General features: G+C 53.6%; 22 protein-coding genes and 2 tRNA genes. 11 read left to right on the top strand and 13 right to left on the bottom strand.

The features are described 5' to 3' along the window. Nucleotides 1-4: 4 nt before the first annotated feature. Entirely contained in the window at nucleotides 5-94 is a 90-nt protein-coding gene (locus A6U95_RS30850; RefSeq protein WP_158006235.1) for a YnhF family membrane protein, read from the bottom strand. A gap of 324 nt (nucleotides 95-418) precedes the next feature. On the opposite strand from A6U95_RS30850, the gene purR reads away from it, so the two are divergent. Then, nucleotides 419-1,444, top strand: coding sequence for an HTH-type transcriptional repressor PurR (purR, locus tag A6U95_RS22585; RefSeq protein ID WP_024529899.1), 1,026 nt, complete (start codon nucleotides 419-421; stop codon nucleotides 1,442-1,444). A 57-nt stretch (nucleotides 1,445-1,501) separates the two neighbouring features. Here purR and punR read toward each other — a convergent pair whose 3' ends face one another. Further along, complete coding sequence (punR, locus tag A6U95_RS22580) at nucleotides 1,502-2,422, bottom strand: DNA-binding transcriptional activator PunR (RefSeq protein ID WP_065686110.1); 921 nt, start codon at nucleotides 2,420-2,422, stop codon at nucleotides 1,502-1,504. A gap of 125 nt (nucleotides 2,423-2,547) precedes the next feature. Here punR and punC point away from each other — a divergent pair, with 125 nt between their 5' ends. Both punC and cfa read left to right on the top strand, forming a co-directional pair. Next, complete coding sequence (gene punC / locus A6U95_RS22575) at nucleotides 2,548-3,753, top strand: purine nucleoside transporter PunC (RefSeq protein WP_065686109.1); 1,206 nt, start codon at nucleotides 2,548-2,550, stop codon at nucleotides 3,751-3,753. A 340-nt stretch (nucleotides 3,754-4,093) separates the two neighbouring features. Further along, the gene (gene cfa, locus A6U95_RS22570) at nucleotides 4,094-5,245 is read left to right on the top strand and encodes a cyclopropane fatty acyl phospholipid synthase (protein ID WP_065686108.1); all 1,152 of its coding nucleotides are present in this window, start codon (nucleotides 4,094-4,096) and stop codon (nucleotides 5,243-5,245) included. 40 nt (nucleotides 5,246-5,285) lie between these two features. Here cfa and A6U95_RS22565 read toward each other — a convergent pair whose 3' ends face one another. Further along, nucleotides 5,286-5,579, bottom strand: coding sequence for an I78 family peptidase inhibitor (locus tag A6U95_RS22565; RefSeq protein ID WP_037374799.1), 294 nt, complete (start codon nucleotides 5,577-5,579; stop codon nucleotides 5,286-5,288). 42 nt (nucleotides 5,580-5,621) lie between these two features. Further along, nucleotides 5,622-6,266, bottom strand: a complete 645-nt coding sequence (locus A6U95_RS22560) for a riboflavin synthase (RefSeq protein WP_065686107.1) — start codon at nucleotides 6,264-6,266, stop codon at nucleotides 5,622-5,624. A gap of 335 nt (nucleotides 6,267-6,601) precedes the next feature. On the opposite strand from A6U95_RS22560, the gene A6U95_RS22555 reads away from it, so the two are divergent. The 6 genes from A6U95_RS22555 to A6U95_RS22530 all read left to right on the top strand — a co-directional run bounded on the left by A6U95_RS22555 (nucleotide 6,602) and on the right by A6U95_RS22530 (nucleotide 11,162). After that, the gene (locus A6U95_RS22555; RefSeq protein ID WP_065686106.1) at nucleotides 6,602-7,978 is read left to right on the top strand and encodes an MATE family efflux transporter; all 1,377 of its coding nucleotides are present in this window, start codon (nucleotides 6,602-6,604) and stop codon (nucleotides 7,976-7,978) included. Between the two features lie 192 nt (nucleotides 7,979-8,170). Further along, nucleotides 8,171-8,247, top strand: a tRNA-Val gene (locus A6U95_RS22550). Between the two features lie 21 nt (nucleotides 8,248-8,268). Next, nucleotides 8,269-8,345 (top strand) — tRNA-Val (locus tag A6U95_RS22545). A 127-nt stretch (nucleotides 8,346-8,472) separates the two neighbouring features. Beyond that, entirely contained in the window at nucleotides 8,473-8,778 is a 306-nt protein-coding gene (locus A6U95_RS22540; protein WP_065686105.1) for a cupin, read from the top strand. Between the two features lie 427 nt (nucleotides 8,779-9,205). Next, nucleotides 9,206-10,618, top strand: a complete 1,413-nt coding sequence (gene pykF / locus A6U95_RS22535; RefSeq protein WP_065686104.1) for a pyruvate kinase PykF — start codon at nucleotides 9,206-9,208, stop codon at nucleotides 10,616-10,618. Between the two features lie 307 nt (nucleotides 10,619-10,925). Further along, on the top strand, nucleotides 10,926-11,162 hold the full coding sequence (locus A6U95_RS22530; protein WP_005165631.1) for a major outer membrane lipoprotein: 237 nt from the start codon (nucleotides 10,926-10,928) through the stop codon (nucleotides 11,160-11,162). Nucleotides 11,163-11,315: 153 nt separating this feature from the next. On the opposite strand, the gene A6U95_RS22525 is transcribed toward A6U95_RS22530, so the two are convergent. From A6U95_RS22525 to sufA, 7 genes are all read right to left on the bottom strand, one after another. Beyond that, entirely contained in the window at nucleotides 11,316-12,335 is a 1,020-nt protein-coding gene (locus A6U95_RS22525) for a L,D-transpeptidase family protein (protein ID WP_065686103.1), read from the bottom strand. A gap of 280 nt (nucleotides 12,336-12,615) precedes the next feature. Next, nucleotides 12,616-13,032, bottom strand: coding sequence for a cysteine desulfuration protein SufE (gene sufE / locus A6U95_RS22520; protein WP_065686102.1), 417 nt, complete (start codon nucleotides 13,030-13,032; stop codon nucleotides 12,616-12,618). A gap of 17 nt (nucleotides 13,033-13,049) precedes the next feature. Next, nucleotides 13,050-14,270 (bottom strand): cysteine desulfurase SufS, encoded by a 1,221-nt coding sequence (gene sufS / locus A6U95_RS22515; protein ID WP_065686101.1) that lies wholly within the window; start codon nucleotides 14,268-14,270, stop codon nucleotides 13,050-13,052. Then, nucleotides 14,267-15,553 (bottom strand): Fe-S cluster assembly protein SufD, encoded by a 1,287-nt coding sequence (gene sufD / locus A6U95_RS22510; protein ID WP_065686100.1) that lies wholly within the window; start codon nucleotides 15,551-15,553, stop codon nucleotides 14,267-14,269. Before sufD ends, sufS begins: the two co-directional genes overlap by 4 nt. Then, the gene (gene sufC, locus A6U95_RS22505; RefSeq protein WP_021804565.1) at nucleotides 15,528-16,274 is read right to left on the bottom strand and encodes a Fe-S cluster assembly ATPase SufC; all 747 of its coding nucleotides are present in this window, start codon (nucleotides 16,272-16,274) and stop codon (nucleotides 15,528-15,530) included. The genes sufD and sufC overlap by 26 nt, the downstream gene beginning before the upstream one ends. A gap of 43 nt (nucleotides 16,275-16,317) precedes the next feature. Beyond that, complete coding sequence (gene sufB, locus A6U95_RS22500; protein ID WP_065686099.1) at nucleotides 16,318-17,817, bottom strand: Fe-S cluster assembly protein SufB; 1,500 nt, start codon at nucleotides 17,815-17,817, stop codon at nucleotides 16,318-16,320. A gap of 14 nt (nucleotides 17,818-17,831) precedes the next feature. Then, a complete protein-coding gene (gene sufA / locus A6U95_RS22495) occupies nucleotides 17,832-18,203 on the bottom strand; it encodes a Fe-S cluster assembly scaffold SufA (protein ID WP_021178114.1) in 372 nt (123 codons plus the stop codon). 475 nt (nucleotides 18,204-18,678) lie between these two features. Here sufA and A6U95_RS22490 point away from each other — a divergent pair, with 475 nt between their 5' ends. Next, complete coding sequence (locus A6U95_RS22490) at nucleotides 18,679-19,083, top strand: hypothetical protein (RefSeq protein ID WP_065686098.1); 405 nt, start codon at nucleotides 18,679-18,681, stop codon at nucleotides 19,081-19,083. A gap of 171 nt (nucleotides 19,084-19,254) precedes the next feature. Here the strand turns inward: A6U95_RS22490 and menI are convergent, their stop codons facing one another. Together menI and A6U95_RS22480 are read right to left on the bottom strand one after the other, a co-directional pair. Continuing rightward, nucleotides 19,255-19,671: a 1,4-dihydroxy-2-naphthoyl-CoA hydrolase gene (menI, locus tag A6U95_RS22485; RefSeq protein ID WP_021178115.1), complete on the bottom strand. Its 417-nt coding sequence runs from the start codon at nucleotides 19,669-19,671 to the stop codon at nucleotides 19,255-19,257. After that, nucleotides 19,668-22,724 (bottom strand): FAD-binding and (Fe-S)-binding domain-containing protein, encoded by a 3,057-nt coding sequence (locus A6U95_RS22480; RefSeq protein ID WP_065686097.1) that lies wholly within the window; start codon nucleotides 22,722-22,724, stop codon nucleotides 19,668-19,670. Before A6U95_RS22480 ends, menI begins: the two co-directional genes overlap by 4 nt. 376 nt (nucleotides 22,725-23,100) lie before the next feature. Between A6U95_RS22480 and ydiK the strand changes: the two genes are divergently transcribed. Beyond that, nucleotides 23,101-24,201, top strand: a complete 1,101-nt coding sequence (gene ydiK, locus A6U95_RS22475; RefSeq protein ID WP_065686096.1) for an AI-2E family transporter YdiK — start codon at nucleotides 23,101-23,103, stop codon at nucleotides 24,199-24,201. The last annotated feature ends 185 nt before the right edge of the window (nucleotides 24,202-24,386 follow it).

The following is a 24,386-nucleotide window of genomic DNA, read 5'->3' as shown; positions in this document are numbered from 1 at the left end:
CGGATCAGTTCAATGCGGCAATAAAACTGAAAGCAATAATCATTGCCAAAGCACCCACGGTGGTGAGTAATGACATCTTCAAATTGGTATCCATATACAACTCCCTCTCAGATTGGCTTTTCCAGAGCATAAGCCACACAGTTTATACGTCAAATCATTTTCCCACAGTCCGTGATTAAAATCTTGTTTTGATTTCCCCGCTGATAATTACCGATTAGCTCTTCCACTTTTCTTCAATTTGCGACAAAATCCGCAGTTCACTACTGCGTACCGATAAACTGCCCCTCCCTGTTCAAGCGATTTACGACTTCAGCACTAAAAACTCAGTTTTCGCTTATCTGGGGAAGGATCTACGTAGGCAAACGATTAACATCATACTTACATGCTGTAACATGTGGGTTTAGGAGTCATTTTTTACATGGCAACGATTAAAGATGTGGCCAAACGCGCTGGCGTTTCTACCACTACCGTATCGCACGTTATCAATAAAACGCGTTTCGTCGCCGAAGATACCAAAACGGCCGTTTGGGCCGCCATCAAAGAGCTGCACTATTCACCCAGCGCCGTAGCCCGTAGTCTCAAGGTCAATCACACCAAATCGATCGGTTTGCTCGCCACCTCGAGCGAGGCCCCCTATTTTGCCGAAGTGATCGAAGCGGTTGAAAACAGCTGTTACAGCAAAGGCTATACCCTGATCTTGTGTAACTCGCACAATAATCTGGATAAACAGCAAGCCTATCTGGCGATGTTGGCGCAAAAGCGCGTCGATGGCCTGCTGGTGATGTGCTCAGAATATCCAGATCAGCTACTGGGCATGCTGGAAGATTACCGCAATATTCCCATGGTAGTGATGGATTGGGGTACCGCGCGCGGAGACTTCACCGATACCATTATCGACAATGCCTTCGAGGGCGGTTACCTGGCAGGCCGCTACCTGATCGAACGTGGCCACCGGGACATCGGTGCCATTCCTGGTCAACTGGCGCGTAATACCGGTGGGGGTCGCCACCAGGGCTTTCTGAAGGCCATGAAGGAAGCCAACATCGAAGTGCGCGAAGAATGGGTCGTGCAGGGGGATTTCGAGCCTGAATCTGGCTACAAAGCCATGCATCAGATCCTGTCGCAAAAGCATCGCCCAACCGCCGTTTTCTGTGGCGGCGATATTATGGCCATGGGGGCGATCTGCGCCGCCGATGAGCTGGGGTTGCGTGTACCGCAGGATATCTCGGTTATTGGTTACGACAACGTGCGTAATGCCCGCTACTTCACTCCCGCGCTGACCACCATTCACCAGCCTAAAGAGCGCCTGGGCGAGATGGCCTTTACCATGCTGTTAGATCGCATCATCAGCAAGCGTGAAGAGTCGCAGGTGATTGAAGTGCATCCAAAACTTATTGAGCGCCGCTCCGTGGCAGATGGTCCTTTTGTCGATTACCGCCGCTAAGTCCTGTTTCTTAACCCCATATTTCTCCGTAGGGGCGCCGCAATATGCCGCGCCCGATTAATCACCCGGCCCCTCTTCACTGAGCCATTCCTGATTCAGCGTTTCGCTGTCGCCAAGATAGTCCAACAGCCAGGCCATGGCCGGAGACTGGGCGTTTTGCTGCCAGGTCAGGCAGCAGGCGCTGGGCGGGAAAGGCTCATGCAGTGGTAACACCACCAGTTCGCCACTTTGTACCAACGGCAATACTCGATGCGCGGGCACCATGCCCACACACAGCCCGGCACGCAAACAATCTACCGCCGAAACCCAGTCCGGCACGGTCAGCCGCCGCTGGTTGTCCAGCGACCAGGTCACCCGCTTGGGTAAATTGCGCGAAGTATCCTCCAACAGCAACGAGGGATAAGGCCGTAGCTGATCGTCGCGCAGCTTTCCTTGCAAGGCGGCGAGCGGATGTTTAGCATGTACTACGCAGAGCCAATTCATAAAACCCATATCGCGAAAGGCAAAACCGCCGCCGACCGGCACCGCCCGCGTTGCACCAATGGCCATCTCAGCGCGACCATCGACCAGTGCATCCCACACGCCGTTGAATACTTCAGGCTGCACTATCAGTTCTACGTCGGGGAAATGGCGATAAAAATCCAGCACCAGTTGGCGGCTGCGCTGAGGTTTGACGATCAGATCAACCGCAATCCGCAATTGCCCGCGCCAACCGTTGGCCACCTGCTGACACTGTCGTCGGGTATCGAGCATTTTTTTGATAACAACCCGTGCTTCTTTAACAAACAGCGCCCCCGCTGGCGTGAGTTCCACATCGCGGTGACGGCGTTCAAACAGCGGCACCGCCAGCCATTGCTCCAGTTGGCGCACCGTATAGCTCACCGCCGAGGGAACGCGATGCAATTCCTGCGCCGCCGCGCTGAAACTACCGGTTCGCGCCACCGCATCTACCACATCGAGTGAATATTCAGACCACATAACTTTGCCTTCAAATTTTTTAACAGCACCTTGCAAATATTACCGTTTCACAAGCAGAGATCCAGCCGTATACACTTGCCGGCGCTTCAAAACCTGCGACAACATAATTTTAACGAGAAATAGCAATGCGAAATTTTGGATTTATGTTCTACCTGGCCGGCCTAAGTATGTTGGGCTATCTGGCTACCGATATGTACCTGCCCGCCTTTGGGGCCATGCAGCAGGATCTGCAAATCTCCGCTGGGGCGATCAGCGCCAGCCTGAGTATCTTCCTGGCAGGCTTTGCCTTCGCCCAGTTGCTGTGGGGGCCGCTGTCTGACCGCATTGGCCGTAAGCCCGTGTTATTGATTGGCCTGGCACTGTTCGCCGTCGGCTGTCTAGGTATGCTGTGGGTCGAAAACGTGGCACAACTGTGGTCACTGCGCTTTATCCAAGCCATTGGCGTGTGTTCCGCCGCCGTCACCTGGCAGGCGATCGTGGTCGATCGTTACCGCGATGGCAAAGCCAACCGCGTTTTCGCCTCCATTATGCCGCTGGTCGCACTCTCTCCGGCGCTGGCCCCGCTGCTAGGCGCCTGGTTGCTCAACCATATGGGATGGCGGGCCATCTTCGCCGTGCTGTTGGGGATTACCGCCCTGCTGCTGATCCCCACCTTACTGCTGAAAGACCGTAGCAGACTGGTACCTTCCGCCGATAAAAAGCCCAGCCTTGGCTTTATGCAGATCTTGAAATCCCCGGTCTTCAGCGGCAACGTGATGGTTTTTGCCGCCTGTTCTGCCGGCTTCTTCGCCTGGCTGACGGGCTCACCCTTTATCCTCGGCGATATGGGGTATAGCCCTAACGATATTGGCCTAAGCTATGTGCCACAAACGCTGGCTTTCTTATTGGGGGGTTACAGCTGCCGTAGCGCCTTAAATCGCATTTCTGGCAAAACCTTGTTGCCATGGCTGCTGGTAGCTTATGGCATCAGCATGGTAGCGCTGTATCTGATTGCCACCCTGAGCGAACCGACGTTGACCACACTGTTGATCCCGTTCTGCTTTATGGCATTAGTTAACGGTGCCAGCTATCCTATTTTAGTGGCCAATGCGTTGATGCCCTTCCCCAACAACAGTGGCAAAGCCGCTGCGCTGCAAAACACGCTACAGCTGGGATTATGTTTTATCGCCAGCCTGTTGGTTTCGGCATTTATCGCCCAACCGCTGTTAGCCACGGTTACCGTAATGGTTGCTACCGTATTTTTAGCAGCCTTGGGCTATCTGATGCAGCGTGGGAAAGGAACGGATGAAACGCAGGTAACACGGCAGGAGCGTGTCGACTCCGTGTCATAATTATCTCTGTAAATAGTCACTTAATGAAAATTCTTGCCGAGCGCGATTTGCAGTTGAGTCTACGCCTCGGCAAGCCTATACTCAAAAACGACCTTTTAGAATAACAGTTATACTAAGCTCTTATTGCAGCAACTGCTGCGTACGTGGATGGCATCACACTTTATTTAAGGTTGCATTTACCCGCGTCCTTTGACGCAGGGAGTCTCTTAAATTTCCTCTGTTCAAGTCGAATTTCAGACACCACGGTGAATTTTTACCGTAGGTATACGTATGTCCCTGTAGAAATTGGCTACATTAAATTCTGCAGGATCATAAGTCAGAAGAAGGTGATGGAGAAGCTATGAGTTCATCGTGTATAGAAGATCTGAGCATCCGGGATAACCATTGGTATCGTATCGCTCATGAAATGCTTAGCATGGCCGGTATTGAAATCAATGGTTCACGCCCTTTCGATATTCAGATCAATAATCCCAATTTCTTTAAACGCGTACTGCAAGACGGCTCTCTGGGGCTGGGCGAAAGCTATATGGACGGTTGGTGGGAGTGCGAACGGCTGGACATATTTTTTCAGCGGGTTGTCGCAGCTGGCCTGGAAAAGAAACTACCCCACCACCTTAAGGATATCTTGCGTATTGCCGCCGCCCGCCTGACCAATCTGCAATCCCAAAAACGCGCCTGGATCGTTGGCAAGGAGCATTACGACCTGGGTAACGATTTGTTTACCCAGATGCTGGATCCCTATATGCAATATTCCTGCGGCTATTGGCAACAGGCCACGACGTTGGAAGAAGCGCAAGAGGCCAAGCTACGGCTAATTTGCGAAAAACTGCACCTGCGGCCTGGTATGCGGGTATTGGATATCGGCTGTGGCTGGGGCGGCCTGTCTGCGTATGCGGCCAAGCACTACGGCGTTTCCATGGTGGGGGTCACCATCTCCGCAGAACAGCAGAAAATGGCGCAAGAGCGCTGTGCCGGTCTGGACGTGGAAATTCTACTGCAGGATTACCGTGATCTCCACCAGCAGTTTGACCGCATCGTCTCAGTCGGCATGTTCGAACACGTTGGGCCGAAGAACTACCGAACCTATTTCGAGGTGGTGGAACGCAATTTAAAACCCGATGGCATTTTCCTGTTGCATACCATTGGTTCCAACGAGACCGATATGAACGTTGATCCGTGGATCAATAAATATATCTTCCCCAACGGCTGTCTGCCGTCGGTGAAACATATTGCCCAGGCCAGCGAAGGCCGTTTCGTCATGGAAGATTGGCATAATATCGGCGCAGATTACGATCGCACCCTGATGGCCTGGTATGAACGTTTCAAACAGAGCTGGCCACTGCTGGCATCGCGCTATTCCGAACGTTTTGAAAGGATGTTCAGTTATTACCTTAATGCCTGCGCAGGAGCGTTCCGCGCTCGCGATATTCAACTTTGGCAGGTGGTATTCAGCCCTAAAGGCGTCGAAGGCGGTCTGCGAGTTCCCCGCTAAAATCCTTTACCCCAACCCACAGGGTTGGGGTAAAGGGTTATTAACCGCAATAAACGCGAATAATTTTGTCTTCACTGTCACCCAGGAAGTTCAAGCGCTTTAGATTGAAGTCCATGGTTACCATAGAGTTATAAGGAATAGTCCGTACCTGCTGGGGAATATTAACCCCGTCCAACGCAGACAACGGTTTACCCACATAATTCTGATACTGCGATGCACCGCAGGTATCATCTTCAGCCTCGGCAGACTGTGAGTTCGCCTGTTCTGGGGAGCTTGAACAGGCGGTCAGCGCCAACAGCGCCGCTAGCATCATCGTTTTCCCATAAAACTTCACGTTTGGCTCCTATGTAGGGTTATCGGTACAGGATTCTCAGGCTTAGGGTACTGGCGGCTTAGTGACAGCTAACGCAGCCTCACGATTGGCTAGCACACGCTCGACGGTATCCACCACCGCTTGAGTTTGCGGATCGATTTCTATATTGACCTTGTCGCCCAGGCGCTTTTTACCCAGCGTGGTGCGCTCAAGGGTTTCCGGGATCAAATGCACACAGAAACGGTTATTGACCACCTCGCCTATGGTCAGGCTAATGCCATCGATGCCGATGAAACCCTTATGCAGCACATATTTCATCAAATCGATATTCGGCATACGCAGCCAGATCTGGCGATTATTTTCCGAGGTATAAATCTTGGTGACTTCCGCGGTACAGATAATATGCCCGGACATCAGGTGCCCGCCGATTTCATCGTTAAACTTGGCGGCTCTTTCCAGATTGACCACATCACCCAGTTTAAGATCGCCAAGATTGGTCAGCCGCAGGGTCTCTTTGATCAGGTCAAAGCTGACGCGATTGCCTGCGATCTCCGTGACGGTCAGACAGCAGCCGTTGTGGGCCACCGAGGCCCCCAACTCCAGCCCTGGTAACAGCTCATCAGGCATTTCAACAACGTGGGTACGGAAGTTGGGTTTTTCATCAATGGCAACCAGCGGGGCGGTGCCTTGTACGATACCGGTAAACATGTTGGCCTCTTCTTTATGACTATGTTCAACGCGCTGTAAGCAGTTTGCCCCAGTTACGGCAGAAAACCAAACGCACAACGGCAAAAAAGCAGTGCTTGCCTAGTTTATATCCTGGGGTTAGCGTCCTCAGCCAACAACGCTGTAGTTTCAAGGCGACGGATAGATACTCGATGGATTTCAAGCTACAGCTTGAAAGACGGCCGGTATAACTATTTCGTTACAACCTTTGCTAAACCCCGGCTAGCAGGTACAATCTTTTTGGCATATTCCGCAGTTTTTAGTTGTTGCTGATGCAGCGACCCCCCTTCCCCATAAATAATTAGAAAGGTGTATACGTGCAGAAGTACTTTATTGAGGCGCGTAGTTTATTGGCCCTCGCAATTCCGGTCATCATCGCGCAAATATCCCAAACCGCAATGGGCGTGGTCGATACCATCATGGCTGGCTCTTACAGCGCCACGGATATGGCCGCCGTTGCCGTCGGGACCTCTATCTGGCTGCCGACCATTCTGTTCGGCCACGGTTTACTGCTGGCCTTGACCCCAGTAATCGCCCAACTCAACGGCGCGGGTCGCCGCGATCGTATCGCGTATCAGGTGCGCCAGGGCTTTTGGCTGGCATCAGGGGTTTCACTACTGATTATCGCCGTGATTTATAACAGCCAGTTGGTGATCGACATGATGCACAACATCGATCCGCTGCTGGCTGAAAAAGCCGTTGGTTTCCTGCATGCCATTATGTGGGGAGCTCCCGGCTATTTGTTCTTCCAGGTCGTCCGTGGCCAATGTGAAGGCTTATCCAAAACCAAGCCCGGCATGGTAATCGGCTTTTTGGGTCTGTTGATCAACATCCCGATCAACTACATATTGATTTTCGGCAAGTTTGGCATGCCGGAAATGGGCGGCGTCGGTTGTGGTGTCGCCACCGCCAGCGTGTATTGGATGATGTTCCTGATGATGCGCTGGTATGCCAAACGTGCGTCCTCGTTGCGGGATATCAAGCTGGAGCAAGGCGCACATCGTGGTCCGGACTGGCAGGCGTTAAAACGTCTGATCGGCATTGGCCTACCGGTTGCCTTGGCCTTGTTCTTTGAGGTGACGCTGTTTGCCGTGGTGGCATTACTGGTTTCACCGCTGGGTATCGTCGCGGTTGCCGGGCACCAGATTGCCCTGAACTTCAGCTCACTGATGTTTGTACTGCCGCTGTCGCTCGGCGTTGGGGCCACCATCCGCGTTGGGCACCGGCTGGGCGAGGGCTCGGTAGAGGGCGCTCGGATTGCCGCCTATGCGGCGATTGCCGTCGGCATCGCCATGGCCAGTTGCTCGGCGTTGTTCACCGCCGCATTCCGCGAGTCTATCGCCCTGCTGTATAACGATAACCCTGCGGTCGTGACCATGGCCTCCCATCTGATGCTGCTGGCGGCGATTTACCAGATATCCGACTCCATCCAGGTGATCGGTAGCGGTATTCTACGGGGCTATAAAGATACCCGGGCAATCTTCTACATCACCTTTGTGGCCTATTGGGTTCTCGGATTGCCAAGCGGCTATCTGCTGGCGCTGACGGACTACATCGTGCCGGCGATGGGGCCAAGCGGATTCTGGTTCGGCTTTATTATCGGCCTGACCTTCGCCGCCATCATGATGGTATTGAGGATGCGTTGGTTACAGCACCAACCCCCGGCGTTGATTTTGCAGCGTTCCACCCGTTAATAGCGTTCGCCGGTTTGTCACAGGCAAACCGGCGAGTTCCTCGCCAGCCATTGCAGAAAAAACCGCCTTACTGCACATAAGCTCAGCAATCGCGTGAAATACCAAATAAAATTGCGTTTTTCCCCTTGCCAGCGGCCGGGTTGCTCGTTAATATTCGTCCCCGCTGTCAGCCATGACAGAGAGGAAAAAGATGCGTCTGTAGCTCAGTTGGTTAGAGCACCACCTTGACATGGTGGGGGTCGATGGTTCGAGTCCATTCAGACGCACCAAATTCCTGAAAGTAGCACAGTGCGTCCGTAGCTCAGTTGGTTAGAGCACCACCTTGACATGGTGGGGGTCGATGGTTCGAGTCCATTCGGACGCACCACTTCTTGTTTTGTTTCGCTTCCCAGTATTATCTCTCGCCTAACGGTAACCCAATTTAACAGTAATACCGGACAGAGCGTCAGCCCGTCGCGTATCATCAGCGCAGTATCCTGATGGAGGTAATTTTGATGTCGGTTTTTAAATCACAGCTGCCGTTCGAACAACTCGACAATGGCCTCGCCCGCCGCCAAGGGCTAATGAGCGATGGGAGCACCGCCTGGGAAGTCAAGTTTGCCGCAGGCACCTTTGACCAACTGCAAAAACGCCCCTACCCCCAGCAAATCCGCATCCTTTCTGGGATCTTCGAGTTCACCGTCGGCAGCGACGTGCATACTCTGATGGCCCAGGAAACGTTGACGATCCCTGCCGCTACCGTATTTGGCTGTTTCTGTCTGGATGACGGAGTCCTGCTGGAAATCCAGCAAAGCGCTTGAAAGCGTGAAGTCCGTCACGTTATTTTTTCAAAACATAATCCGTTACAGTCATGCTATTTGCGCAACAAACCCGCTGCCAGGCGGCATATTTGCGCCACATTTGCTGGTTTTATGTACAAACCTGCCAGCGACTGCGGTTTTTTGTTTTGTTTCCAGCCGCATAGCCTTATAATGCGCAACGTCTTTCAGTTGAATGGTTTCAGCCCTTGATCTGCGAAAACGCAATTACAACAAATTCTCATCCTCGCTTTTTGCGCAGCCTACCCGCACCTGGGCATCGGCCGAATTTTTCCACCCCATTTCGACCAAGGTCACCTATCCTTAACTATGTTTTGCATTGCCAGGCACAGCCCAAATCCCTTACCGATGGCCTAGCCGCCGGTACCGTTAGTTTTATTATCCATCACAACTTGCAGAAAAAATCGTCATGAAAAAGACCAAAATTGTTTGTACTATCGGCCCGAAAACCGAGTCGGAAGAAATGCTGACCAGCCTGCTGAACGCGGGCATGAACGTAATGCGCCTTAACTTCTCCCACGGCGATTATGAAGAACACGGTAACCGCATCAAGAACATGCGTGCGGTCATTGCCAAAACCGGTAAAAACGCCGGTATCCTGCTCGATACCAAAGGCCCGGAAATCCGTACCATGAAGCTGGAAGGTGGCGTTGATGCAGCCCTGGTTGCTGGCCAGACCTTCACCTTCACCACCGACCAGAGCGTTATCGGCAACAAAGAGCGCGTTGCAGTGACCTACCCTGGCTTTGCTGCCGACCTGAAAATTGGCAACACCGTACTGGTGGATGATGGCCTGATCGGTATGGAAGTGACTGCGGTTACCGAAAGCGAAGTGGTTTGTAAGGTACTGAACAGCGGCGATCTGGGTGAAAACAAAGGCGTTAACCTGCCAGGCGTTTCCATTCAGCTGCCAGCGCTGGCCGAAAAAGACAAACGTGACCTGATCTTCGGTTGTGAGCAAGGCGTAGACTTCGTTGCGGCTTCCTTTATCCGTAAGCGTTCCGACGTGCTGGAAATCCGTGAGCACCTGAAAGCCCACGGCGGCGAAAACATTCAGATCATCTCCAAGATCGAAAACCAGGAAGGCCTGAACAACTTCGACGAGATCCTTGAAGCGTCTGACGGCATCATGGTAGCTCGTGGCGATCTGGGTGTTGAAATCCCGGTTGAAGAAGTGATCTTCGCGCAGAAGATGATGATCGAGAAGTGTAACCGTGCGCGCAAAGTCGTTATCACCGCGACCCAGATGCTGGATTCAATGATCAAGAACCCGCGCCCTACCCGTGCAGAAGCCGGTGACGTTGCCAACGCCATCCTGGACGGTACCGATGCGGTTATGCTGTCTGGTGAAAGCGCCAAGGGTAAATACCCGCTGGAAGCCGTTACCATCATGGCAACCATCTGCGAACGTACCGATCGCGTGATGCCTAGCCGTATCGACACCCTGAACGACAACCGTAAACTGCGTATCACCGAAGCGGTATGCCGCGGTGCGGTAGAAACTGCCGAAAAACTGGACGCGCCACTGATCGTGGTTGCCACCAGCGGCGGCAAGTCGGCCAAATCCGTGCGTAAGTACTTCCCTAACGCCGTAATCCTGGCCCTGACGACCAACGAAGTCACTGCCCGTCAGTTGATCCTGAGCAAAGGTATTACCACTCAGATGGTCAAAGAAATCGCTTCTACCGACGACTTCTACCGCATTGGTAAAGAAGTTGCTTTGGCGAGCGGCCTGGCACAGAAAGGCGACGTCGTAGTGATGGTTTCTGGTGCTCTGGTACCAAGCGGCACCACCAATACTGCCTCGGTTCACGTGCTGTAATAATAAACGTGACAACAAATCTGTGACCCAAACGCCGCTTAGCGGCGTTTTTTTTATCTGCAATACTGTACTTTCAGAAAAACGCAACCATTAAAGCGGTTTATTTCGCCAATTTCATTTGAGAGTTGTCCCATAGAATCAGGCTGTTTTCCTTCGATTTTTTAACTATTTTGCAAAACAAGATGCAAGTTTGAGCGAACGATCAAAATAAAGGGCCCTAATACAAAAAATTTATTCTCTTTCGAAAAAAGTTTGTGTAATACTTGTAACGCTACATGGAGATTAACTCAATCTAGAGGGTGTTATAATGAATCGTACTAAACTGGTACTGGGCGCGGTAATCCTGGCTTCTACTATGCTGGCTGGTTGCTCAAGCAACGCTAAAATCGATCAACTGTCTTCTGACGTTCAGACTCTGAACGCTAAAGTTGATCAGCTGAGCAACGACGTGAACGCAATCCGTTCTGACGTTCAAGCAGCTAAAGACGACGCAGCGCGCGCTAACCAGCGTCTGGACAACCAAGCACACGCTTACAAAAAGTAAGTTTGCTTCGGTTATTGAAAACGGTGCACATTGTGCACCGTTTTTTTTTGCCTCTCATTTCCCCCCCATGCAGGCAAAAAAAAGCCCGGCTCAACGCCAGGCTTCAGATTGGTGACACAAGGGGAATACCACGCCCTTGCACAATGCCGGAACTCAGTTCACCGAGCTAATCGGTGCCCCAGACTCGCCAGAGGTGACAGCTCCCTCACCAGGAAGCGCTGTAGACGGTGTAGCGACCTCAGAAGGCTCTTGCCCTACACTGACCAGCACTGGCATACCAGAACGCCGTACAATGGCGCTGTCGAGCATTGCCTTATCGGTTTGTGGATCGGCAGCAAAGGCTTTCTGATTTTTAGAAAGCGCGATCGGCATGGTCTGCGGATCGTCACTGGCCACTCTGGACAATGGCTGATGCACTTCTACATAGCGTTTGCCGTCTGGCTCAACGGAGACCTTCACCGGTTCATTGACGATTTGCACTCTGGTGCCTTGTGGCACCTGGTTGAACAGCGCTTCGATATCGTCCGGGCGCAGGCGGATACAGCCTGAGCTCACACGCATTCCGATACCAAAGTTGGCATTGGTGCCGTGGATCAGGTATTCACCGTGCCCCATGGCCAGACGCATGGCAAACAGCCCCATTGGATTCTCTGGCCCAGCCGGTATTACCGCTGGCAGGGTAACTCCCTGTGACTGGTAGCGCTTACGAATGTTGGCGGTGGGTGTCCAGGTTGGATTCGGGATCTTCTGGCTGACCGAGGTCACCTTCAGCGGCGTATTCATACCGGTCTGGCCAATACCGATCGGATAGACAATCACCTTATCTTCCCCTTTCGGGTAATAGTACAAGCGCAGTTCTGCCAGATTGACCACAATTCCTTCACGTGGAGTCTCCGGCAGTAGCATCTGTGTTGGGATCGTCAGCGCCGACCCCGGTTTAGGCAGATAGGGATCGGTACCCGGGTTGGCCTCCAGCATGCCCAACAGCCCAATCTTGTAGTCTGCCGCAATGGCTTCCAGCGAACGGCCATCGTTTGGCACGTTGTAAATTGTATTCTCACCAATCAGGCGGCTGCCTGGCGGCGGCAATGGGTATTCGTTCGCACTGGCGGCCTGGGTGCCGGTCAGTACGGTGGCGAATAACACGCCCATTAGAGTCAACGCACGTTTCATTCTGATCCCTATTGTTATTACGGTTCATTGCAAGGCTAGCGGTCGCTGGCCAGCAGGTAAATAAGACAAATACTCGTTCGATATTAGCAAGAACCTGTTTAAAGGCAATAAATTGTAAAAAATCAACATGTTATAACGTAATCAAACGCAGGAATTGTCAATACATCGTCAACGAGTAACTGACTGAAATAACTATGATTTGCGGAAAACCGGCGGAGTTTGGCAGGAATTGTAAAGGCTCATTGACATAACGTGCCGTCAATAAGCCTTGGGTGCCCGGTCAGGCGAGCTGGGCCGCTTTACTGCGAATAGCGCGGATCATCGCTTCCAAACCTTGAGAACGGGAAGGCGTCAGATGTTGGCTCAAGGCCAGTTCGCTGAAGAATGGGCGTACATCCAGATCGAGAATTTGCTGCGGCGTAAGCTGGTGATAAACAATAAACACCACCGCCAGCAGCCCCTTGACGATAGCAGCATCGCTATCACCATGAAACTCAACCTGCCCTTGCGCGTTGTTGCTCATCACGATCCAGACCTGGCTTTGGCAGCCAGAAATCAGGTTAGCCGCCTGCCGCTCGCTTTCATCCAGCGGTGGCAACTGGCTACCCAGTTCGATCACATACAGGTACTTCTCTTCCCAATTCAGGCAGCGGGAAAAATTACGCACCAATTTATCTTTGTCCGGCAAATGCGCCATGGGGCTCCCTTTAATGATTAGCCTAACAAGCTGTGGATGCGCTGCAAACCGGCGACCAGCCGATCCACTTCCTGGCGGGTATTGTACAACGCCAGCGAGGCACGGCACATACTTGGCACCCGGTAGAATTCCATCAGCGGCATGGCGCAGTGGTGTCCGGTGCGGATCGCAATGCCGTATTGATCCAGGAAACTGCCCACATCGTAGGCATGGTGTTCACCCAGGTTAAAGGCAATCACGCCGGCACGCTGTGCTGGGCCATAGATCTTCAACGTTGGCACCTGCTGCAATCCATCCAATGCGTAGCGCATTAAAGATTGCTCGTACTCGTGGATGTTTTCCAGCCCCAGAGCCTCGACATAGTCGATGGCCGCCCCCAGCCCCATCATACCTGCCGTATTAGGTGAACCGGCCTCAAAACGCCAGGGAGGCGCTGCAAAGGTAGTGCCTTGCGTCAGGCTTACCCGTTGGATCATCGCGCCGCCACCTTCCCACGGTGGCATCTGTTCCAGCAACGCTTGCTTACCATACAGAATGCCGATACCGCTAGGCCCATACAGCTTGTGGCCGGAGAACACATAGAAATCACAGTCAAGCGCCTGGACATCGATACGTTGATGCATCACCGCCTGAGCGCCATCCACCAGCACCTTCAGCCCAGCTGCTTTGGCCACGGGAACGATCTTATGCAGTGGGTTGACGGTTCCGAGCACGTTCGATACCTGGGTGATCGCCAACAGCTTGGTGGAGGCATCGATCAGGCCCGGCAGTTGCGCCAGATCCAAGGTGCCGTCTGGCTGCAATGGCCAAACACGCAGCGTGATGCCACGCTCTTGCGCCAACATTTGCCACGGCACAATGTTGGCGTGGTGCTCCATCTCGGTGATGATGAGGCTATCGCCCGCCGTCAGTAAATGGCGGCCAAAGCTGTTAGCCACCAGATTAATGCCTTCGGTAGTACCTTTGACGAACACGATTTCTTCTGCAGAATCCGCGTTGATAAAGCGCGCCACTTGCTCACGCACGCCCTCCATCTGCTGGGTAGCTTCGGCGCTCAACGTATGAATGCCGCGGTGAACCGCGGCATAACCGTGACGGTAGAAATCCAGTTCGCGGTCAATCACGCTCTGCGGTTTCTGCGCGCTCGCAGCACTGTCCAGATAAGCCAACGGTTGCCCATTGACCTCCCGAGCCAGCAAGGGAAAATCACTACGTACCCGTTCCAGGGGATAACTCATGCCGCCTCCTGGGGTAAACGATCGGCGATACGAGCCAGCACCAACTCCCGTATGACCGGGTCGGCAATGCCCTCCGTCAGTTCAGCGGCAAAGGCAAAGATGATCATCTGCTGCGCCGCGTGCTTATCAATACCACGCGATTGCAGATAGAACAGTTGCTCTTCATCGATCCGGCCCACGGTGGCACCGTGGCTACATTTGACATCATCGGCGTAGATTTCCAACTGCGGTTTGGTATCTACCTCCGCCACATTGCCCAACAACAGGTTGTGGTTGTTCATTTGTCCGTCGGTTTTGATCGCATGTTGCGCGACCTTGATCATGCCGTTAAACACCGCTTTGGCTCGATCGCTGACCACCGTTTTGTGCAGTTGGCGGCTTTCGCAGTAGCCTTTGTTGTGTTCCAGATAGGTACGGGTATCGCATACCTCTTTACCTACCGGCAGCACCAGGCTATTGATGACCAGATTGCTCCCCTCACCGTTTAACTGCGCACTGGTGTGGTGGCGTGTCAGCCCCGCCCCGAGCAGGAAGCTGTCGCTTTTAACCCGCGCATCGCGGCCAACCAACAGGTCGTTATGGGCAAAGTGATAACTGGCCTGGCTCTCAAACGCCAGTTTGCAATGATGCAGCTCGGCATTATCACCCACCATCACGGTCAAGCGCGCACCGGTGAAGTGAGCCGCAGCAGTGACGCTGGTGTAGTGTTCTATGACCGAAGCTCGTGCGCCACTGGCAATCTCCAGATGATGCCGGTGATGCAACGTATTCACTTCTCCGGGCTGCTCGCGACCGGTGCTGATATGCAACAGATAAAGGGGTTTAACCGGATCTTTGCCAGCCGCCAGGCTAATCACGCTGGTTTCCTGTGCCAGGCTTTCTGTCAAATGCAGGAAAATTTCAGGCTGGATCGGATCCGGCAGCGTGAGTGGCGCATCATAGGCCACCCTGGTCAACCGGTAGTCGCCAAGATCCTCATCGCTCAGTTGAGGACATAAGCGCCCATCGACAAACACCAGGCGATACGCATCGATTTTCAACGCCAACTTGTCACGCTGCTCCGCACTGAGCTCGTTGTCTATAGGCTCCAGAAACTGCTGCTCCAGCAAGCCTTCCAACGGAGTATATTTCCAGTTTTCCTGCTTGCGAGTCGGCCAGCCTTGGCGCAAAGCCTGCTGCCAATGGGCTAACGCATGCGCAGAACGCTCGCCGCCGCGCGCTTCGAACAGGCTGTACATCTGCTGTAGTGCCCGTGAATTACTGTTGGTCGGAAAGCCAGCCATAACCCTGCTCCTCCAGCTGTTTCACCAACGAGAAATCACCGGACTTCACTATGCGCCCCTGGGAAAGCACGTGAACGTAATCCGGTTTGATGTAATCGAGAATACGCTGATAGTGGGTGACAATAATAAAGGCGCGCTTGCCATCACGCAGCGAATTGACGCCGTTGGCGACGATCTTCAGGGCATCGATATCCAGCCCTGAGTCCGTTTCATCCAGAATGCACAGCTCCGGCTCCAGCGCGGCCATTTGCAGGATGTCGTTGCGCTTCTTCTCACCGCCGGAAAAACCGACGTTGACCGAACGGGTCAACAGATCCGCTGGCATATTCAGCAACTCGATCTTCTGTTCGATAAAGTCGGCAAAGTCGAAGCGATCCAGCGCCTCTTGGCCACGGTAATTACGTACCGCATTCACCGAAGTCTGCAGGAAGAAATGGTTGCTGACGCCGGGGATCTCTACCGGATACTGGAATGCCAGGAATACGCCCTCACCGGCCCGATCCTCAGGAGCCAGCTCCAGCAGATCTTTACCTTTAAACGTCACTTCCCCAGCGGTGACCTCATACTCTTCGCGGCCAGCCAACGTGGCGGAAAGCGTGCTTTTGCCAGAGCCGTTCGGCCCCATAATGGCGTGCACTTCACCCGGTTTGATGTCCAGGCTCAGCCCCTTGAGGATTTCATTACCTTCGGCGCTGACGTGCAAATTCTTGATACTTAACATGCTGTGTCCTCAGATCGCGCTGCTGCGCTATAAATACGGGTGCTTAACCGACGCTGTGTTCCAGGCTGATAGCCAGTAACTTCTGTGCCTCCACGGCAAACTCCAGCGGCAGCTCGGAGAACACGTCCTTACAGAAACCATTGACGATCATCGAGATAGCGTTATCTTCGCTGATGCCCCGTTGCAGGCAGTAGAACAGTTGATCGTCACCAATCTTCGAGGTGGTAGCCTCATGCTCAAGCTGGGCGCTGTTATTACGCGTTTCCACATAGGGGAAGGTATGCGCCCCGCTGTTGGGCCCGATCAGCATCGAATCGCACTGGGTAAAGTTACGGGCGTTTTCCGCCCCAGGCAGGATTTTCACCAGCCCACGATAGGTATTTTGGCTGTGCCCGGCGGAGATCCCTTTGGCAATAATGGTCGACCTGGTGTTTTTACCAATGTGGATCATCTTGGTGCCGGTATCCGCCTGTTGGTAGCCGCTGGTCAGCGCCACCGAGAAAAACTCACCGATCGAGTTGTCGCCCTGCAAGATCACGCTTGGGTATTTCCAGGTGATGGCCGAGCCGGTTTCCGACTGTGTCCACGACATTTTGGACCCTGAGCCTTCACACAGCGCACGCTTGGTGACGAAGTTAAGAATGCCGCCCTTGCTTTCGCCGCCGCCGGAGAACCAGTTTTGCACCGTGGAATACTTCACTTCGGCGTCTTTATGCAGGATCACTTCTACCACCGCCGCGTGCAGTTGATAGCTGTCACGTACCGGCGCTGAGCAGCCTTCGATATAGCTGACGTAGCTGCCTTCATCGGCAATCAGAATGGTACGTTCAAACTGGCCGGTTTTCGCAGCGTTAATACGGAAATAGGTGGAAAGCTCCATTGGGCAGCGTACGCCCTTCGGCACGTAGACGAAGGTGCCGTCGGAAGCCACAGCAGCGTTTAGTGCGGCAAAGAAGTTGTCGTTATGTGGCACCACTCGGCCCAGATACTTACGTACCAAGTCTGGGTGGTCGTGAATGGCCTCACCGAACGAGCAGAAGATCACCCCACTCTCCGCCAGCTTTTCACGGTAGGTGGTCGCGACGGAAACCGAGTCGAAAATGGCGTCTACCGCCACTTCGCTACCTTCACGCACAGGTACACCCAACTGATTAAACGCCAGTTCAACCTCGCTGGTCAGGTAGCCGTTTTCCGTACTGGCACCAGGCTGCTGCTCCGCCCCAGGCTGAGAACCGCAGGCATCATCACAGCTGCCGCAGGACGGCGCTGAATAGTAGCTGTAATCCTGATAGTTAAGCTTGTCATAGTGGGCTTTCAGCCAGTGTGGCTCTTCCATTTGCAGCCAGGCACGGTAAGCCTCCAGGCGGAATTCCAGCATCCACTCGGGTTCGTTACGCTTGGCCGAGATAGCGCGCACCACCTCTTCGTTGATACCTTTGGCCAACTCATCGGTGGCCAGTTGGGTAAAGAATCCTTCCTTGTAGCGACCTTCGCTGACCCAAGCCGGTACATCTTTCGCTGTTTCTACGTTGCTTCGTGTCATGTTGATTGCATCGCTTAAACGCCAAAGCTCTCACCGCACCCGCAGGCGTTCTGAGCTTTAGGGTTATTAAATTTGAACATCTGATTCAGCCCTTCCCGAACAAAATCTACCGTGGTGCCATCGATAAACGGCATCGCTTTGAGCGGCACGAACAGCTTGGCCCCGTCACGTTCGAACAACAGATCGTCGCTGGCCGGTTCGCGGGTCAAATCCAGTACATAGGCAAAGCCTGCGCAACCGGATTGTTTGACGCCGAGTTGCAGCCCTTTCACCTGAGCATCCTGCTGCATGAGTCTGATTATCTGCTTCACCGCGCTGTCGCTCAGCGAAATGCCTTGCCAGACGTTATCTGCCAAAGAAAAAGTACCAACATCTTCCGTATGCATATGGCCTACCTCACATTCGTGTTTTACTACAGCCGATCTGGCTTACCGCCCATGTTAGTGATAATGATTATCACTTCAACCGTTTGTTTTGCGGGGGTATTTGCCAAACGCCCGGATTTACGCTCGGCAACACGATAAATCGATGGCGCATCCAGGCAGAATAGACACGGGGATAATTTTTATCCATCTGAATTCATAGGAATTAATCATATCTCGTACGGCTTATCCCGCAGCCTCGACAAGGTTATAACACCGGATAAGTCGTCTGTTTTAAACATTCATAGAAAATACCTATTTCTGCATTTTGTCTGTCTGAAAAATGCCTTTCCCTGCTTTAAGTCTAGTCGCTCGCGTATTTTTAGCCCGTGGCGGTCAAAAGACCCACAACAGAAAAAAAACTGCGGGGAGCATTGATCATCGCCACAGCTGCAAATATGATAATGATTATCATTAAGCTTTAATTGGGCGTGGACCTATGGCTATCTCGATGAATGCGTGGCTGCTGAGCAAAATTGATGAATACAAGTTCAACATCCGTGATGCCACAGTGGATTTCTATATGGCGGAAGCGGCGTTACAGCGGCCGGAATGCAACATCAATCATCTGAAGCGTTACAACAGCGTCAGCCTTGGCATGGCGAATTTATGCCTGGAAAATGGCGATGACGAGAGTTACCTGCATGCGCTGAGCAAACTGCATAACCGGCTGATCGTCGAGATCAACAACCCACAGCGTTGTCAGCTGTTCCGCGTACAGTGCTATCATTTTGCCCGGCATACGCTAACGCTGATTTGCCAGAAATATTCGATGGAAGGCGGCTGGGACAAGGCTACCGCTTTTCAGAAGGATTTTGTGAAACGGGTCCCCTTCCAGTTATAAAGCTGGCCCCTCTCCCACAGGGCAAGAGGACCGATCGAGTGCAACTGAAATTCGGTGACGCACTTTGGATGAGGGGCATTCGCGTTTGCAGAGATAACCTCCTTACTTCCAAAAGAGCAGAGGCCAACAGCTCCCTCTCCCTGTGGGAGAGGGTTAGGGTGAGGGGGGCCTCTATTCCAATACCGCCGTGGTCAGCCGTGAGGTACAGCACAGGCGATCGCGATCGTCGAAGATCTCGATCTGCCAGACCTGATTGCGGCGGCCAGCGTGCAACGCACGACACACTCCGCGTACCTGCCCTTTAAATACCGCGCGCAGGTGGTTGGCGTTAATCTCCAACCCCACCACCTTTTGTTCCCCTTCGGTGCACAGATAACCCGCCATTGAGCCCATCGACTCAGCCAGCACCACCGAAGCCCCACCGTGTAACAGGCCAAACGGCTGGGTAGTACGGTGATCGACGGGCATCACCGCCTCTAAATAGTCATCTTCCAAACGGGTGAACTGAATGCCCACATGGGCAACCATGCATCCTTCGCCGCTTTGGTTGAGTTGTTCCAGCGTTGTTTCACGTTTCCACAGCTTCACGCAATCATCTCCAGAAGTGCCTGTAATGGATGCCGCACGCCATTGCCTTCAATGCGTTTTACCTGGCTGCGGCAAGAATAACCGGTCGCCAGACAGCGTTGCCTTGGCAAACGTTGTAGCGCCTGATGCCATGATAGCTCATAAATACCCAAGGAATTTTGCAGATTCTTGGCTTCGTGACCGTAAGTGCCCGCCATGCCACAGCAACCCACGCTGACGTTTTCCAACTTGGCGCCAAAACGGGCAAAGATGGCAGCCCACTGCTGGGTACTCGCCGGTAATGCGGTGGTTTCGGTACAGTGGCCAAACAGGTACCAGGCTTCCCCAGTAGCCGGCTGTTCCGCACGTTCTGCCAGCAACTTTTGCAACCATTCATGGACCAGTTGCACCTGGAAACTCCCCCGTTCGGCCCCGAGAATGTCTTGATACTCGTCGCGATAACACAGCACCAGCGCCGGATCGACACCCACCATCGGCATCCCCAGTTTGGCTACCCGGTTAAGGAAGTCCGCGGTCTTGCGCGCCGTTTTGGCAAAGCGCGTCAGGAAGCCTTTGATATGCTGTGCCTTACCGTTCGGTGAGAAAGGCAACAGTACCGGCTTGTAGCCCAGCTTTTCCACCAGCCGTACAAAGTCTGCCACGACCTGGGCATCGTAATAGCTGGTAAACGGATCCTGCACCACCAGCACATGCTGTTCGCGCTGGCTTTCGCTCAATGCTTCCAACTGTTCAAGCGTCATGCTGAACGCGCTATGGCCCGACAGTTGTTGGCGTAACGTTGGGCTGGATAGCAGCGGTAAATCCACCATACCGATGCTGCTGCGGCTCAGTTCGCGCACCCATGGCTGCTTGAAGAAGAAGTTGAACACCTTCGGCGCTTTGGCCATCAACGGGGTATAGCTCTCGACACCAGCGACCACGTAGTCACGCATTGGCCGCAAATAACGGGTGTGATAAAGCTGCAGGAAGCGTGAACGGAAGCCCGGCACGTCGATCTTGATCGGGCACTGGGTCGAACAGGCTTTACAGGCCAGGCAGCCAGACATCGCTTCTTTGACTTCATGGGAGAAGTCATATTCGCCCTTGCCTGCATGCCAGCTATTACGGGTTTTCTCAACCAGGGTGCGGAAGCTGAGGCGCTGCTGCGGCAACTGTTTTTCCAGCGCAACGGGGTCGACGCCCTGCTCTGCCAATAACCGTAACCATTCGCGCACCAGGGCCGCACGGCCTTTCGGCGAATGGATCCGATTCGCGGTGATCTTCATCGATGGGCACATCGGGCTGTGGACATCAAAGTTGAAACACAGTCCGTTGCCGTTACACTCCATCGCGCCACGGAACGAGGTGCGGACATCGATGGGAATGCGGCGATCGAAAGTACCTCGCTTTACCGCATCAACTTTCATCATCACGGCATCTACGCCCAGCGGCGGGCAGATTTTACCCGGATTGAGGCGATTGAGCGGGTCAAACGCAGCCTTGATGCGGCGCAGTTCTTCATAGAGCTCCTCGCCGAAGAACGCCGGGCTATACTCCGCCCGGAAGCCCTTCCCGTGTTCCCCCCATAGCAGGCCGCCATATTTCGCGGTTAACGCCACCACCTGGTCAGATATTTGCTTCATCAGCACTTCTTGCTGGGGATCGCACATATCTAACGCCGGGCGCACGTGCAGCACCCCGGCATCAACGTGGCCGAACATACCGTAACTCAGGTTATGGCTATCCAACAGTTGGCGAAACTCGGTGATGTAGTCGGCCAGGTGCTGCGGCGGCACGCAGGTATCTTCAGCAAACGGGATGGGTTTGGCCTGCCCTTTGGCGTTACCCAACAGCCCAACCGCCTTTTTGCGCATATTGTAGATGCGCTCAATGCCGGTCAAATCGCCGCAAATCTGATAACCGATCACCCCAGCCTGCTGCTCGGAGATCAGGTCATCCAGACGCTCGCACAACGCTTCCATCTGGCCGTCGATCAGTTCCTTATCGTCACCGGCAAACTCAACGATGTTCAACCCGAGCATCTCTTTATCCGGCACGTTGGTGATCAGCTCACTGACCGAGTGCCAGACGATATCTTCGCGGGCCAGATTCAGCACCTTGGAATCAATGGTTTCCACCGACAGCGCTTTGGCTTCCACCATAAAGGGCGCATTGCGCAGGGCCGAATCGAAAGAGTCATATTTGACGTTTACCAGCCGCCGTACCTTCGGCAACGGTGTGATATCCAGCCGCGCTTCGGTGATAAAGGCTAAGGTCCCTTCGGCACCGGTCAGAATGCGGGTCAGATCGAAGGTTTGCAGATCGTCGCTCAGCACGTGGCGCAGATCGTAGCCAGTTAGGAAGCGGTTAAGCTTGGGGAATTTTTCCAGGATCAGCGCCCGTTGCTCGCGGCAACGATTCAGCACGGTGTGGTAGATCCGCCCTTCAGGCGTATCTTCCTGGGCAATCGTTTCCGCCAGCGGCGTCGGCATGACGCGGGTATCGATCATTTCGCCCCCCAGCAACACCGCCCGCAGCCCCAGCACATGGTCTGAGGTTTTGCCGTATACCAGCGAGCCCTGACCAGACGCGTCGGTATTGATCATGCCACCTAGGGTAGCGCGGTTGCTGGTGGAAAGCTCCGGCGCGAAGAAATAGCCGAACGGCCGTAAATACTGGTTGAGCTGGTCTTTAATCACCCCGGCTTCTACCCGCACCCAACCCTGCTCGACGTTGATGTCCAGAATGCGGTTCATGTAACGCGACATATCAACCACAATGCCGGTGTTAAGTGCCTGTCCATTGGTGCCGGTGCCGCCACCGCGCGGGCTGAAGGTGAGCGCCTTGAAGCGGTCTTCGTCGGCCAGACGGGCGATCAGCGCCACATCAGCGGTTGAGCGAGGAAACACCACCGCATCGGGCAACAGTTGGTAAATGCTGTTGTCCGTCGCCATCGTCAGCCGATCGGCATAGCTAGTGGCGGTATCGCCGTTGAATCCGCTCTGTTTTAACGCGGCCAAAAAGTCCAGCACCCGTTGAACGAGGCCGGATGCCTGAGAAATTTGTGGGATCATTCGCTTGTTTGACTCTGTCTGCTCTTAATTGCTTAATCGGGCCCGGAACTGGCCCTCCCCTGTCTTTTATTATCACGATAACCGCAACGGCCGTAACCCTCCCCTGCATCATCGCTATCTACCTCATAATGGCGGGTGTTTTGCCGCTTGTACATCCTGAATTTGGCATTATTTGGCGGGGAAAATGATAGCGCAGCCGATGGCTGCGCTTTAGGAAGAGGAAACTCTGGCGGTTATTCCACTGCGCTTAATAGTGAAAGGCTGTACCGCAGATGACGTTCCACGGCAAAATGTGCTGCTGACTGTGAAAGTTGCCAAAAATGCTCCATGATAAAAGGGTACCAAGGAATTAACTCACTAGGATGAAAACGCATTCATGACACAACCGCAACGCCGCTACGATTTACCGACGATAATTTTTGGTGTGCTGTTTATCGCCATTATGATCGTCGCCAGTTTTTGGGTCATTCAACCCTTTATTCTGGGATTTGCCTGGGCATCCATGGTGGTGATCGCCACCTGGCCGGTATTGATTAAACTACAGAGCCTACTTTGGGGCCGCCGGTCGTTGGCCGTGCTGGTGATGACCATCCTGCTGCTCTTACTGTTTGTGCTGCCTATTGCCCTATTGATCAGCAGCGTGGTGGATAACAGCGCACCAATCGTAGCCTGGGTGAACTCGCCGGGCCAGCTCCACGTTCCACAGCTTGAGTGGCTACGCTCCATTCCGGTGATCGGGCACAAAGTCTACAACAGCTATCATCTGTTGGTGAACACCGGTGGTAACGCCCTGGTGGCCAAAATTCAACCTTACTTTGGCCAAACCGCCACCTGGTTTGTCACCCAGGCGGCACATATTGGCCGTTTCCTAATCCACTGTTCGCTAATGTTACTGTTCAGCGCCTTGCTGTACGCCCGCGGAGAGCAGGTTGGCATGGCGATCCGCCATTTTGCCGTGCGCCTTGCTTCCACTCGGGGCGACGCAGCCGTGTTACTAGCCGGGCAAGCGATCCGTGCTGTCGCATTAGGTGTGGTGGTGACGGCATTGGTGCAATCGATCCTGGGCGGTATTGGGCTGGCCGTTTCTGGCATTCCGGCGGCCACCTTGCTGACCGTAGTGATGTTCGTCTTTTGCCTCGCCCAACTGGGGCCATTGCTGATCTTGGTCCCGGCCATTATCTGGCTGTACTGGACCGGTGACACCACCTGGGGCACAGTGCTATTGGTGTGGAGCTGTGTGGTCGGAACTTTGGATAACTTCCTGCGCCCGGCGCTAATCCGCATGGGTGCCGACCTGCCGTTGATTCTGATCTTGTCAGGCGTTATCGGTGGCCTGCTGGCCTTCGGGATGATTGGCCTGTTTATCGGCCCAGTCGTGCTGGCAGTCTCTTATCGGTTGGTTAGCGCCTGGGTGAACGAAGCCCCGGAGCCCACCGCCGATCTGGAAGAAGTCGCCAAAGATTTAGAACAGCTGTGATCCCGGCATCGCCTGCTCATCCATTGGGCAGGCGATTAACCTAAATATTCTCTTTTCCCGCCGCATCGTCCCCGATAATTATTCTGCTGACTCACCTCTTGCCATAATAGATGCCATTCAAATACCTGTTCTTGCAATGAACCCGTACATTCCAAGCTGTTTTATTGGGACGATTCTTAGTGACG

Origin of the sequence: Serratia sp. 14-2641 (genome assembly GCF_001692375.1) — a bacterium.
In the GTDB taxonomy this organism is placed as follows: Bacteria; Pseudomonadota; Gammaproteobacteria; order Enterobacterales; family Enterobacteriaceae; genus Chania; species Chania fonticola_C.
The sequence above is the reverse complement of the archived record's forward strand: the minus strand, read 5'-3'. Positions and strand labels throughout refer to the sequence as shown.

What these genes read in the sequence shown, in the direction of transcription:
- sufA (WP_021178114.1), bottom strand. Translation starts at nt 18,203, where the DNA reads ATGCATACGGAAGATGTTGGTACTTTTTCTTTGGCAGATAACGTCTGG.
- A6U95_RS22560 (WP_065686107.1), bottom strand. Translation starts at nt 6,266, where the DNA reads ATGTTTACCGGTATCGTACAAGGCACCGCCCCGCTGGTTGCCATTGAT.
- punR (WP_065686110.1), bottom strand. Translation starts at nt 2,422, where the DNA reads ATGTGGTCTGAATATTCACTCGATGTGGTAGATGCGGTGGCGCGAACC.
- punC (WP_065686109.1), top strand. Translation starts at nt 2,548, where the DNA reads ATGCGAAATTTTGGATTTATGTTCTACCTGGCCGGCCTAAGTATGTTG.
- sufC (WP_021804565.1), bottom strand. Translation starts at nt 16,274, where the DNA reads ATGTTAAGTATCAAGAATTTGCACGTCAGCGCCGAAGGTAATGAAATC.
- sufE (WP_065686102.1), bottom strand. Translation starts at nt 13,032, where the DNA reads ATGGCGCATTTGCCGGACAAAGATAAATTGGTGCGTAATTTTTCCCGC.
- pykF (WP_065686104.1), top strand. Translation starts at nt 9,206, where the DNA reads ATGAAAAAGACCAAAATTGTTTGTACTATCGGCCCGAAAACCGAGTCG.
- A6U95_RS22540 (WP_065686105.1), top strand. Translation starts at nt 8,473, where the DNA reads ATGTCGGTTTTTAAATCACAGCTGCCGTTCGAACAACTCGACAATGGC.
- ydiK (WP_065686096.1), top strand. Translation starts at nt 23,101, where the DNA reads ATGACACAACCGCAACGCCGCTACGATTTACCGACGATAATTTTTGGT.
- A6U95_RS30850 (WP_158006235.1), bottom strand. Translation starts at nt 94, where the DNA reads ATGGATACCAATTTGAAGATGTCATTACTCACCACCGTGGGTGCTTTG.
- A6U95_RS22480 (WP_065686097.1), bottom strand. Translation starts at nt 22,724, where the DNA reads ATGATCCCACAAATTTCTCAGGCATCCGGCCTCGTTCAACGGGTGCTG.
- A6U95_RS22490 (WP_065686098.1), top strand. Translation starts at nt 18,679, where the DNA reads ATGGCTATCTCGATGAATGCGTGGCTGCTGAGCAAAATTGATGAATAC.
- A6U95_RS22525 (WP_065686103.1), bottom strand. Translation starts at nt 12,335, where the DNA reads ATGAAACGTGCGTTGACTCTAATGGGCGTGTTATTCGCCACCGTACTG.
- sufD (WP_065686100.1), bottom strand. Translation starts at nt 15,553, where the DNA reads ATGGCTGGCTTTCCGACCAACAGTAATTCACGGGCACTACAGCAGATG.
- cfa (WP_065686108.1), top strand. Translation starts at nt 4,094, where the DNA reads ATGAGTTCATCGTGTATAGAAGATCTGAGCATCCGGGATAACCATTGG.
- sufB (WP_065686099.1), bottom strand. Translation starts at nt 17,817, where the DNA reads ATGACACGAAGCAACGTAGAAACAGCGAAAGATGTACCGGCTTGGGTC.
- sufS (WP_065686101.1), bottom strand. Translation starts at nt 14,270, where the DNA reads ATGAGTTATCCCCTGGAACGGGTACGTAGTGATTTTCCCTTGCTGGCT.
- purR (WP_024529899.1), top strand. Translation starts at nt 419, where the DNA reads ATGGCAACGATTAAAGATGTGGCCAAACGCGCTGGCGTTTCTACCACT.
- A6U95_RS22530 (WP_005165631.1), top strand. Translation starts at nt 10,926, where the DNA reads ATGAATCGTACTAAACTGGTACTGGGCGCGGTAATCCTGGCTTCTACT.